At 52.2% G+C, this 11,830-nt stretch carries 11 protein-coding genes; 6 read left to right on the forward strand and 5 right to left on the reverse strand.

Features of this window, described 5'->3' with window-relative positions:
• The first annotated feature begins 115 nt into the window (after nucleotides 1–115).
• The 4 genes from M0D42_RS09270 to M0D42_RS09285 all read left to right on the forward strand — a co-directional run bounded on the left by M0D42_RS09270 (nucleotide 116) and on the right by M0D42_RS09285 (nucleotide 6,052).
• Nucleotides 116–1,939, forward strand: a complete 1,824-nt coding sequence (locus M0D42_RS09270; protein ID WP_265018329.1) for a BCCT family transporter — start codon at nucleotides 116–118, stop codon at nucleotides 1,937–1,939.
• Nucleotides 1,940–2,506: 567 nt separating this feature from the next.
• Entirely contained in the window at nucleotides 2,507–4,108 is a 1,602-nt protein-coding gene (locus M0D42_RS09275) for an aldehyde dehydrogenase family protein (RefSeq protein WP_265018330.1), read from the forward strand.
• Nucleotides 4,109–4,134: 26 nt separating this feature from the next.
• A complete protein-coding gene (locus M0D42_RS09280) occupies nucleotides 4,135–4,956 on the forward strand; it encodes an SDR family oxidoreductase (protein WP_265018331.1) in 822 nt (273 codons plus the stop codon).
• A 22-nt stretch (nucleotides 4,957–4,978) separates the two neighbouring features.
• A complete protein-coding gene (locus M0D42_RS09285) occupies nucleotides 4,979–6,052 on the forward strand; it encodes an AraC family transcriptional regulator (protein WP_265018332.1) in 1,074 nt (357 codons plus the stop codon).
• 289 nt (nucleotides 6,053–6,341) lie between these two features.
• On the opposite strand, the gene M0D42_RS09290 is transcribed toward M0D42_RS09285, so the two are convergent.
• Entirely contained in the window at nucleotides 6,342–6,845 is a 504-nt protein-coding gene (locus tag M0D42_RS09290; RefSeq protein WP_265018333.1) for a winged helix-turn-helix transcriptional regulator, read from the reverse strand.
• A 61-nt stretch (nucleotides 6,846–6,906) separates the two neighbouring features.
• Here M0D42_RS09290 and M0D42_RS09295 point away from each other — a divergent pair, with 61 nt between their 5' ends.
• Both M0D42_RS09295 and M0D42_RS09300 read left to right on the forward strand, forming a co-directional pair.
• A complete protein-coding gene (locus M0D42_RS09295) occupies nucleotides 6,907–7,179 on the forward strand; it encodes a hypothetical protein (protein ID WP_265018334.1) in 273 nt (90 codons plus the stop codon).
• 7 nt (nucleotides 7,180–7,186) lie between these two features.
• On the forward strand, nucleotides 7,187–7,639 hold the full coding sequence (locus M0D42_RS09300; RefSeq protein WP_265018335.1) for a hypothetical protein: 453 nt from the start codon (nucleotides 7,187–7,189) through the stop codon (nucleotides 7,637–7,639).
• A gap of 303 nt (nucleotides 7,640–7,942) precedes the next feature.
• Here the strand turns inward: M0D42_RS09300 and M0D42_RS09305 are convergent, their stop codons facing one another.
• Genes M0D42_RS09305 through M0D42_RS09320 form a run of 4 tightly spaced genes read right to left on the reverse strand, consistent with a single transcriptional unit; the run spans nucleotide 7,943 to nucleotide 11,757 of the window.
• Nucleotides 7,943–9,043 carry a DUF917 domain-containing protein gene (locus M0D42_RS09305; protein ID WP_265018336.1) on the reverse strand — a complete coding sequence of 367 codons (1,101 nt, stop codon included), beginning with the start codon at nucleotides 9,041–9,043 and terminating at the stop codon, nucleotides 7,943–7,945.
• 28 nt (nucleotides 9,044–9,071) lie between these two features.
• On the reverse strand, nucleotides 9,072–9,863 hold the full coding sequence (locus M0D42_RS09310; protein ID WP_265018337.1) for an ABC transporter permease: 792 nt from the start codon (nucleotides 9,861–9,863) through the stop codon (nucleotides 9,072–9,074).
• Nucleotides 9,860–10,726, reverse strand: a complete 867-nt coding sequence (locus tag M0D42_RS09315) for an ABC transporter permease (protein WP_265018338.1) — start codon at nucleotides 10,724–10,726, stop codon at nucleotides 9,860–9,862. Before M0D42_RS09315 ends, M0D42_RS09310 begins: the two co-directional genes overlap by 4 nt.
• Nucleotides 10,708–11,757: an ABC transporter ATP-binding protein gene (locus M0D42_RS09320; protein WP_265018339.1), complete on the reverse strand. Its 1,050-nt coding sequence runs from the start codon at nucleotides 11,755–11,757 to the stop codon at nucleotides 10,708–10,710. The genes M0D42_RS09315 and M0D42_RS09320 overlap by 19 nt, the downstream gene beginning before the upstream one ends.
• Nucleotides 11,758–11,830: the final 73 nt, after the last annotated feature.

The following is an 11,830-nucleotide window of genomic DNA, read 5'->3' on the forward strand; positions in this document are numbered from 1 at the left end:
GACTCCCTACGAAAAACAATAGCGTTGCCTAAATCGAAGCGTCACGTGGGAAAATCGGAGGTTAATTCAGAGCTTTAGGTACAGCAAAAAACTGCATCCAACAGATGAGGAATTCATGTCTATTCAACCGCCGTTTACGGATCTTGAGATCAAAACTCAGGATTCAGGATTTTACGAGAATAACAGCCTACCGATCGCATTGATCAGCAAGGGTATAATGATTGCCCTGGTTCTTTGGGCTTTGGTCTTTCCAGCTAATGCCAATGGTGCATTGGGAACACTGAACGGTCAGATTCTGGCAGTATTCAATCAGTTCTACATCATCATCGTCGGCATGTTCATCTTCTTCCTGGTGATTGTCGCGCTACTACCGGGATCCGGCACTCGTGTGATGGGTGCACCGGGCGAGACTCCAGAATTTTCTAATTTCTCGTGGTTTTCAATGATGTTTGGCGCAGGCCTAGGCGTTGGCCTGATGGTCTTTGCGACGGCAGAGCCTCTGAGCCTTTGGGGATCGAACCCCGTGGTTGTAGCGGGTGATGCCGCAGGCAATACCGAGCAATCTGTCAAATATGCCTATCGCTGGACCTTCGCGCATTATGGTTTCCATGCTTGGGCTATTTATGTCGTAACTGGATTAAGCCTGGCCTACTACGCCTACACAAGAGACATGCCACTAACTATCCGATCAGCGCTGACTCCGCTTTTTGGCTCTCTAATGAATGGCTTTTTGGGCCATGTTGTTGATGTGCTGGGTGTGGTTGCGACGATCCTTGGTGTGTCTGTAACGATCGGCTTTGGGGTGAGCCAGTTTATTGACGGTGTCTATGCTATCACCGGCATGGATTGGATCATGAATATGGGTGGTGATGTACCGGCGCCTAGCAAAGTTGGCTTGGTTGCAGGCCTGGTGGTGATCATGGGATTGTCGATCTTATCGGCTGTTTCGGGTGTGGGCCGCGGGGTAAAATACCTGTCGAACCTCAATCTGGTATTGTCACTGATCCTCTTGGCAACCTTCGTTGTCTTTGGCTCCTTTGGCTTTGCAATGTCAACTTACGGCTCGGCATTCATCGACTATATGATCAACTTCGTTTCACTCGCGTTTGGAGCATACGGCCCGCTGTCTGCCGCCGACTTCGCGGCGACAATTCCTGAAGCAGCGAAGCCATTGGCGGATGAACTGTTTAGTGGTGCCACTAATGCATGGGGTGCCTGGGGCGGATCTGACGGCTTTGAGACTTTCAAGTCAGGCTTAACTGGCGCAGCTGCTGAGTTAGACGAAGAAACATTGGCCGCAGTCTATGCTGCAGGTAACGATGGCCGCCAGTTCAGTTGGCAGTCTGGCTGGACAACCTTCTATTGGGCCTGGTGGATCGCATTCTCGCCATTTGTTGGCTTGTTTCTCGCTCGTATCTCAAAAGGCCGCACTGTACGCGAATTCATCATTGGGTGTGTCTTCGCGCCAGCCATGGTTTGCTTTGCATGGATGACAATTCTGGGCGGCACCGCGATCGATCTGGAGTTGTCAGGAAAAGCTGCTGGCGCAATTACTGGTGCGAGCCAGACCAATCAACTATTTGCGACGCTGGGCGTGATGATCGACGGCGGACTTCTAACCGGCTTGACGATCATGTGTGTTGTCTTGATCATGACATTTCTCGTCACGTCCGCCGACTCTGGAATTCTCGTGATGAATACGATTATGTCGGGAGGCAGCCAAGAAACCGGCATCAAGCATCGTATCGTTTGGGGTTTAGTCTTAACTGCAGTGATCGGTACATTGATTTTGGCTGCTGGTGAAAACAATCCGATGGATGCTCTGAAAAATGCAATGATCATTGGCGCACTCCCATTCACCATGGTGATGGGCCTAATGTGTGTGTCTTTGGCAAAGGCGTTATACCGAGACAACTTGCGGGACAAACAAAGCACCTAGCGCGGTTCAATTAGAACAGGGATCTGCAGCGCCGATTCACAATGGCGCTGCAACTTTTTGGTACGAATTTTCGCGAAGCCGTTTCAACTGAACAATTATTCGATCATCAGTGGAAAGCAGGTATTTGTAATTCGTTAACGGCTTTACCTCAGCTTAATTGAAACGTTGCATGGCGTCGCAGCGAACGTCTACTTTCCGCCGAAATTGCGTTGTCCGCACTCGGCCCAAACCCGACCTTGAACACGACCTTCCAATGCTGCGTTTGCTACCCGCATTGCTGCCATTCGCTGCAATCGCAAATTCGAAGAGGCCGTGAACTTACAGTTCGCGGACAAAAGTTAGCTTTCGCTGCGGTTGCGCCGATGGCTGCTTTTTACAAACAGCTAGGCCGCGTAGACTGAAGGCAAAGGTTAAACCTACTTCCGCGAATTTGGCGTGTTCTGCTAATCGAATGGCACGTACTGAAAATGACGTAACAGCTGCGGATTGCCATCTTCAGCTCATCGGAACCTGTTTTGAGAAACTCAAAATGGGTCGGAAAACGACATTCATTACGGAGCGAATACCATGATTGCCAAGGAAGCGATTGATCATCTGGACCCTCAAAAATGGGCCAAAACCTCGCCGGCCGAGCGCCTGCATCTGCTCGAGGAAGTGCGCGACAACATTAAAACATATGCCGACGACCTAGCCGCCTCTGACAGTAAGATGAAAAATGACATCCTGGGCGCACCGCTGTTTTCCGACCCGGTGTCCAAAGTCGGGACTGTGGTCCCCATGGCCAGCACGATCAGCGCGGCGATCAGCCTTTATGAATCCATCATCGACGGCAAGATGCTACAACCGCTCAAGGTCGAAAAGGTGGGCGATGACCTGTATGATATCTATGTCTTCCCGCAGGAGCGCAAAGACAAGCTGATGTATGCCGACCGCAAGGATCGCATCCGTGTTAAAGGCGCTCCGACACAGGTCAACCCTATGGAAAAGCCTGCCGGGATCATCGCCGTTCTGGGTGCCGGGAACTACAGTTCTTCGCTTGAGATGATGAAAGCCCTGTTCTTTGAGAATTGCGCTGTTGTGCATAAGCCCCATCACCTGAACGAGGAAACCGATGCGGTTTGGGAAAAGATCATGCAGCCGCTGATCAAACATGGCGCGCTCAGCTTTTGTGCATCTGATCAGGGCCGGGATCTGACCGTGGATCCACGCCTAACCAAGATCTATTTCACCGGTGGTACCGGTACCGCCGAGGCGATCATGTCCGCCACGGACACGCCTCTGATCTCCGAATGTGGCGGCAACAACCCTTGTATTGTCGTACCTGGTGATCGCCCTTGGACGCAAAAGGAAATCGACCATCAGGCGCTGCAAATTGCCACCATGTCTAAGATGAACGGCGGTGCGGTCTGCGGGCGGGTTCAGACGCTGGTGACCAGCAAACACTGGCCGCAGCGTGAGGCTTTTCTGGATGCGCTCCGTCTCGCGATATCAGAGAAAACACCGGCGGCAGGCAGCTACTATCCGGGATCAGACAACGTCATGCAGGGCTTCAAAGAAGCCTATCCGCAGGCCGAAGTCTTGCAACCCGAAAACGGTAAGTTCCCACATAGCGATTTCCTATTGGTGCCGGATACGGAACCCGGCGGGTATGCGAGCCGAAACGAAGCGTTCTGCCAGATCATTGACGAGGTGCCATTGGACTTACCGGCCAATGCGGCAGAGTTCCTGCCTGGCGCGGTTGAGTTCTGTAACGAACAACTTCTGGGCACTCTTGGCAGCGCAATCCTGATCGACGAAGACACGAAAAAAGCCCACAAAGCTACGCTTGATCAAGCCGTGACCGACATGGAATACGGTGGTATTGCCATAAACACTATGCCGCCGTTCATCTTCCTCAGCCCCTATCTGACCTGGGGTGGTAATGAAGAAGGCAAAGACTTTGTCTCTGGTCACGGCAATTTCGGCAATCTGCTGAATTACGAGAATATCGAGAAGTCGATCATCGAAGCCAATTTCATGTCGATGGGCCACATGATGAACACAAACAAACTGGCGTTTGATCACATGGCTGACAATATGGCTCGCTTCTCAGTTGAGCCGACCTGGATGAACCTCACATGTCTAATGGGTGATGCTGTCCGAGACAGTTTCCGTAAAAAGGACTTCTAAGCCCTGCAAAAATTTGGAGATAGACCATGAACACACAAACGATCCTTATCACCGGCTGCAGCAGTGGCATTGGCCGTCTGACAGCCCAGTATTTTCAGGAACGAGGCTGGAACGTCATCGCAACAATCCGTTCAAATCCTGAAGGCGACGCCGAACTAAATGCGTTGGACAACGTTTTGGTCACGGCGCTCGATGTCACAAAAAAAGAGACCATCGAAACAGCAATTGCCGCTGGCATTGAGCGGTTCGGCCAAATCGATGTTGTTGTTAACAATGCAGGTTACGGCTCTTACGGACTGCTGGAGGCCACGCCTGAACACAAGATGCGGATGCAATATGAGGTCAATGTGATCGGCACCATGTTGGTCATGCAGGCGATTATTCCGCATTTCCGTGCGCGCGGCTCGGGAACGATCATCAATATCTCGTCTATGGGTGGTAAAATCACCTTCCCGCTTGGAACCATGTATCACGGATCAAAGTTTGCCGTGGAGGGGATGAGTGAGGCGCTGTCTCACGAGATGGCTGCAATTGGAGTTAAGGTGAAGCTGATCGAGCCTGGGGTTATGAACACCAATTTTGCCACCACATCCTTTGACATGAACCTCGATCCGTCTCTGACGGAATACCAAGACTATGTCGCCCGCGTTACCGGTGCCATGAGTGGAGGAATCGAAAACGCTTCTGATCCGATCAGAGTGGCCGAAACAATCTGGGCGGCGGCCACCGACGGCACCAAACAATTGCGCTATATTGCAGGTCAGGATGCTGAACAGATCATCGCAGCCAGAAAGGCGATGGACGACCCCGAGTATCTGGCAATGATCCGGGGCCAATTCGGCGCCTGAAAATTCTGTTTGAGGGCATGTCATGAAGCGTGCCCTCGACTTCCGCTCATCACAATTAGGCTATCCCCTTTTAGTTCTAAAGTTGCAGCGGTATGTCTTAATTATGCGATTGGAAAAGAACGAGAAATTCACACTAAACCCCGGCTGGCGCATTCTGTTTTCTGAAATGAACCTGCCGGTTGGTGAGACCCTAAGACGCGCCGGGTTATCCCCCAGACTTTTTGAAAAGCTACCGGTAACCTTGGATGCAGCCAGTTTCTTTCGGTTCTGGAAGGCCATGGAGAAGGCTGGAAACGACCTTGAAATTCCCATCCTGATGGCCAAGTCGCTTGATGTAGAGGTCTTTTCACCGCCACTGTACTCTGCGGTCTGTTCCCACAACTTGCGCCAGGCTGCGGAGAGGATCAGGCGCTACAAAGCCCTGATGGGACCAATCACATTAGACATCGAAGACACACCCAAGCAGCTTAAAATCATCTGGCGGTGGCCGCTTCATTTGGAACCGCCGCTGGGGTTCTTGCTCGCTGATATGTTGTTCTGGGTGTATCTCGCACGCAAATGCACACGGTTTAACATCGCGCCGCGCGAGGTCACGGTCCCAATCTTGCCCTCCTCTCTGACTGACTACCTGGACTATCTGGGTGCGCCGCTTACGCGGGCCGACGAGGTGTCTCTGACGTTCTCCGGAACAGACGCCGAGCTTGATTTCCTGAGCAGCAATGACGCGATCTGGAGCGCTTTTGAACCCAAACTGCGCGATCAACTCGCAGAGCTTCAAAGCGGAACTTCAGTCACGGATCAAGTGCGTATCGCCCTGATGCGGGCGATCCCAGCGGGCACCGCGACAGCAAGCCATGTGGCCGAGACGTTGTCCATCACGACACGGACGTTACAACGCCGCCTTCAGACAGAGGGCGCAAGCTTCAAATCCGTTTTGAACGCCACCCGCGCCGATTTGGCCCGCCACTACCTCACAACGTCAACCCTACCGCTCTATGAAATCTCATTCCTAATTGGCTACAAGGAGCCAAGCTCTTTCAACCGGGCCTTTCGGGAGTGGGAAGGCATGACACCCGAAGAATTTCGCAACTGCTGAGCTTTGTGTCGAAGGTGGGGCTACCAATAGCCGACATTCGTACATGTTGCAGCATCGGCGAAAATGGGCTCACTTCTGCCCTCTGAGGCATCGCAGCATCTGATGAGAATAACCTCGGAAACCGATCGCAGACGGCCCATTCCTGCCGTTGACCGGTACTGGCCAATGCTGCGTCAGCAGCACGCTTTGCGGTCATTCGCTGCGTTAGCGAAACTTAATACGGGATGAACTCACACAACGCGGACGAAGTGTGAATTCGCTGCGCATGCGCTAATGCACGCTATTCAGTTTAGTCAGACTTGCTTGATAAGAGTTTGGCCAGCGATTGGCGCGTGGCATCATTGGCGCCTGGTCCAGCCTCAAAACGAAGTTGCTCTGGGGAAAGTGTAACGCCATCGGTTGTTTGTACTTTAAGTGGCGCAAGTTTGCTTCCTGAACGGCCGTCCAGAACCGAGATGGGTTCATTGTCTTTCCCAAAGACCCACTTGTCCCCCCACTGGCCGATACCAACAAGAACTGCAAAGAGATCATAACCTTTTTCGGTTAGCCCATAGCGAGGATGTTCTTTGTCTTTCTGGATGGCCTCCACCAAGCCATGGTCGGCAAGATGCTTGAGGCGAGCCGTAAGTATACCCTTGGAAATACCAAGGCGCTCTTGCATCAGCGTGAAACGATCAACACCAACCATCAGTTCCCGGATCACTAGCAGGCTCCAGGAATCCCCCAGTATGTCGAGTGTACGGGCCCAGCTGCAGTTTCGCTCAGAGTGCGGGATATTCGGTCGTCGCGGCACAGCAATTCCTGACTGATCAATTTGATAAGCTGAATTTTAGCCAAGTTGCGGCTTGTTGAGAATGCGACCTAGAGCCAATGCCACAATTGACTTGAGGCAAGCGGGTCAAGGTTGGGTAGAGAAGCTGGCCAAAGGGGCCACCCTGGCGCATGCGGACCACAAGACACTCCTGCGTGCTTGGTCAAACGGCGGCATTACCGCTGCTGACGAATTGATGCCCGCAATGCTGGGGAAAACCCTTATGAGCGACGACTGCCAAGGCAGCCTCTTGGGCGCGATTGAAGCCGCGAAGCATGGTCAACCCCGCCCCGAATACAAGTTCCAAGGAAAGTAGAAATCTCATGTCTGACTCCCTAAAGAAACAAAGGTTTCTTCCTTTGTGGATATACCTTCTTATTGCCGTTCAGCTGTTCTTGATAACCGGTGTAACAATTGTTGGCATGCAGGACATCACAATCATGCATCCGGATCAGACCGGGACGAGCTATCTCGCGTCGCTCTACATCACACGAAACCTGGTCGCCGTAGGTGGACTGGTACTGGCCGCCTTCTTTTTCCGCAGCTACGTAGCTTTCCTTGTAGTCTATCTGTCGCGGATCGCCACTGAGATCTCCGATTTTTCCAATTCCATCTGGTACGGCCGCGACCCAGAGCTCATGGCATCTCTGCCCTATATGGTCATTTTTATGGTTTTGCTTCCGATCATCGCTTTGGCGGTGGTGTGGCCGCACGCCACGAGCGAGGCTCGCAAGCTGCGCGGAGATAGCACCAACAGAATCCAAACGGGGTTTTGAAAAACAGGTGACAATAATGAACGACTAAGCCGACCTTCGTGCCTCCCGCAGCACCAGTCACTTTGGGTTCGAAGCTGCCTTGCGGCGGTGCGATAGCACGGCTGCAGCGAAATTTTCATCAAACCTCACTGGCCAGATGACCGCATCCAGCCCTCCAATAGACACGATTGCTACACACAGCGAGCAACAAGCAGCCATTCGCCCCAGTCGAATTTCAATCCTGCAATTAAAAGTGCATTAACAAACCAAGCGGGTCGAAAGGCGGTATCATTGCAGCGGTAAAGCAACCTCGGCGAACGCAAATCACTTTAGCGCGGGCTGATAGGATTGTTTCAGCCCAAGATATGCAGGCCCAAATGCTGAAAGTCCTTTTGGTGTCAGGAACGGAGCCGGCGCCGGCAAAATCACCACCGATACTTTCTGACCTCTAAAATAGTTTGGATTGGTCACAGGATCGCCCGTTTCGATATCTATCAAGCAAATGAGATCCGGGATCGTCGCATGAACTTGGTCGTTTAAGCGCCCGATCATGTTCTCGTTCTTCAGCCAAATTCGGTATTGATCTCCGGAATGCTCACCAGTGCCTTCAATGGCAATATCACCAATCGTGAACCCGTCTTCAGTTTTCCAGCTGTTTTCACCGACGATCCCACGGAAGACGACGGCGCCTCGCCCTTCATTCGCAATTGCTTCTGGAACGTCGGCTCCACGCCCTTTGGTTTTACGCCATGTTTCCCCCATGCGCATGGCCATTGAAATCGCGCCAGGAATGACCGCGTGGCGAATTTCACGAATTTCCAGCGCATGATCAATTGCTGCGATATCATTTCTGCTGACGACAGACAGGGCTCGAACGATGTGTTCAGCGCGCTCGTCGTCCATGACGTTTTCGCAAATAATAGTCTCTCCGAATGCGTTGGCAGTCACAATTGGTGCAGCGGGCAACCCATTGATATAGTATGTGGAATGCGTGATCTCTGGGACAGCGCGTCCGGCAGGATCAGCGTCGATGATGTATGCATCTGCCATGGCTGCTGCATAAAACGCTGCTGCAGTGTTTGATCCACCCAGTTCGCAAGAAATGGTTCCGTAGAACTTTCTTCCCAAATAGTCTTCAAAACGATTGAAAGCCGCCAGAATGGACGGTTCAGCCATACGCGGCAAACGTTCATATTTCTTTTCTTCTTCGGCCGGCAAAGGCGAGATTGCCCCAAGCATATAAGGCGTACAAACAAGGGCATCCTCTGGGGCCTCATCTAAGCTCACGAGGTTGAAGCTTTTGCCCTTCGTAAGGGCGTCATCAATCATTGCCAATCCGTCCGAGATTTCGCCCCCGCCACCTGTGCCAAGAATGGTCGCGCCAAAGAGGATATCTTCTAGGTTCTGTCGAGACAGTTTTTTCATAGTTTCATTCCAAGAAATAGAAGCGCGGTCAGTCGCGTGAGGCGCCAAGAAGTTTCAGAAGATCGGTGAACATCGACAAGACAAGCAGGGTTCCGATGGTCAGAAGCGCAAAGCCCATGGCCGCTGAGGCCACTACGGGCGTGTAACCGTAACGTACGTTGTTAAAGATGCGGATCGGAAGTGTTTCAACGGCAAAACCAGAAACCATGTACGAGATGAGATATTCATTCACCGAAATGATGGCGACCAGAGCATAGCCTGTGATGGCATAGGGCAAAACCAGAGGGAAAATCACCTTGATAAATGTCTGCCAAGGCGTTGCGCCCATAGTGCGAGAGGCTTCTATGACGTCATCGGAAAGTGCTGCAAAACCGCGCGCGATGATGACAAGAGGAAGTGTCACAAAGAAGACGCCGTGGGATATTACTGTAGCTTCTGCGCGACCGTACCAACCCATTTCCGCCCAAAAGACACTGGCACCCATCGCGATAATAATTGGCGGCAACATGAAGGGGCCAAGCCCAAGACCAAATACCAATTTACCAAACCCGGATTTCAGACGCCAGAGGACGTAATTCGCGGCCAATGCGATTGTCACGGCAATCAGACCCGCAAAGAACGCGATGATGAGCGAGTTGCGGATGGGTAGCAGCCAATCCGGTTCGGTTAGAAGCTGTGTGTACCATTGCATGGACAGCTCTTGCGGTGGGAAGGAGATGTTGCTGGCTGAATTGACCGATACGCCAGCAACAATCAAGAACGGTAGGATCAACCCGGCGCCGATAGAGCAAATGAACAGGCGTTTTAGGACTAGGATCATGACCGTTCTCCTTGTTCCCTAGTGCGCGAGGCATAGGCCAGCGATCCGATGATGATGAGAGTAAAGATCAGCATTACAACCGAAAGTGCCGCACCAAGTGGCATGTTTGCGTCGCCAACGGCCTTGTCGGTGATGATCACCGTCATGTTCCAATCCTGCGGACGACCCAGCATGGTCGGCATGACGAAAACGCCGAGAAAATAGACGAACATTGTGACCAGCGCAGAGATCAGACCCGCCTTGAAATTCGGCAGGATCACCTTTGAGAAAACCCTCATTGGCGGGGTTCCCAACGTCAAAGCGGCTTCTTCAATACTGCGGTCCCGGCGGGCGAGCTGCGGTAGAAACATTAGGGCGACGAGCGAGAACCCAAGGGTCACGTACCCGACCATCATGGCTCCGAAGCTTGGCGATAGTGACCGTGGATCTTCCCAGAGGCCGGCCCAACCCAAGAATTTTGGAATGCCAGAGTTTTCAGAAAACAATATGAGCCAGGCAAAGCCAATGATCACCTCACTCAGGCACATGAGCGAAAGCAAAAGAATGACCCAGAACAATTGCCAGCGGCGGGACATGTCGACGATGATGTACATGGCTGGAAAGGCCAGAAGGACAACAATCACGGCTCCCAGCGAGGCTGACCATAGCGATCTTAAAGAGATTACGTAGTAAAAGCTGGAAAAGAACTTGCTGTAATTGTCCCAAACGAAGGCGACTTTGTAAAAACCTAATGGGTCGCGTTCATAAAAGCTCACGACCACCATAAAGGCGAGTGGAGCAAGGAAGAACAGGCTCATCATTCCCAATGGGAACAGGCCAATCATATGGGGAACCGCTTTACCTTTCATGATGGGATCACCCATGCATGATCAAAGTCGAAGTTTATTTCGACCCGGTCGCCAACCGCAAATTTCGGTGCGCGGTCTGACACCATTGTGTGGATAAAGCTGCGGTTGCCCACGCTGAGTTCCGTTTCGATCGAAGCACCAAGCAGGCGGACAAAGTCAACTGTGCCCACCAATCCGGTGCTGTCAGCGGATGCCGCGCTTAGTTGCAGGTATTCAGGACGAACAGCCACAGTGTGTTTGCCCGCGAGTTTAGAAAATTCACCATTTGGCTGTCCCAGGTTTGCCTCTTCAAGCAAGGCATCGCCGCCGGGAGTGAAGACAGGGCTGAAGATGTTGTTTGTGCCCATGAAATCCGCGACGAAACGGGTTTTTGGATGTGCATAAACTTCAGTGGGTGTACCCGCCTGTTCGATCCGCCCTTCGTTCAAAATAACGATCCGATCGGCAATCGACATGGCCTCGTGCTGGTCGTGTGTCACGAAGATCGTGGTCACGCCCAGCTTGCGTTGCAGTTTTTTGACTTCGATCTGAAGATGTTCTCGCAAGCCCGCATCAAGGGCACTGAACGGTTCGTCCATCAGGAAGAGCTTCGGCTCGATTGCCAGCGCTCGAGCGATTGCGACGCGTTGCCTTTGACCACCCGAGAGCGCGGAAACTTTGCGTTTGTACAGTCCCGCAAGGCCGACAACATCGAGCAACTCTGTGGCTTTCGCTTTGCGTTTAGACTTCTCTACGCCGCGCACTTCCAGTCCATAAGCAATGTTGTCGCCCACATTCAGATGGGGAAACAGGGCAAGACTTTGGAAGACCATGCCAACATTTCGTTTATGGCAGGCAACTTCCGAGAGATCAGAGTTGTTCAATCGCAGATCGCCCGAGGTCTTATCTTCGAGCCCCGCGATGATGCGCAACAAGGTTGTCTTGCCGCATCCCGATCCACCCAAAAGGCATATGAATTCGCCGGAGCCAATTTCGAGGTTCACATCACGCAATGCAGTGAAGGTACCAAAAGATTTCTGAATATTTGATAGGGACAAATTGGCCATGGGTATGTCTTTCTATTTGCCGCGCCGACATCGGTTTGGTGGTTACGACACCGGCGCAGCTTAAGTCACAAAG

It is taken from the genome of Cognatishimia activa (assembly GCF_026016445.1).
In the GTDB taxonomy this organism is placed as follows: Bacteria; Pseudomonadota; Alphaproteobacteria; order Rhodobacterales; family Rhodobacteraceae; genus Cognatishimia; species Cognatishimia activa_B.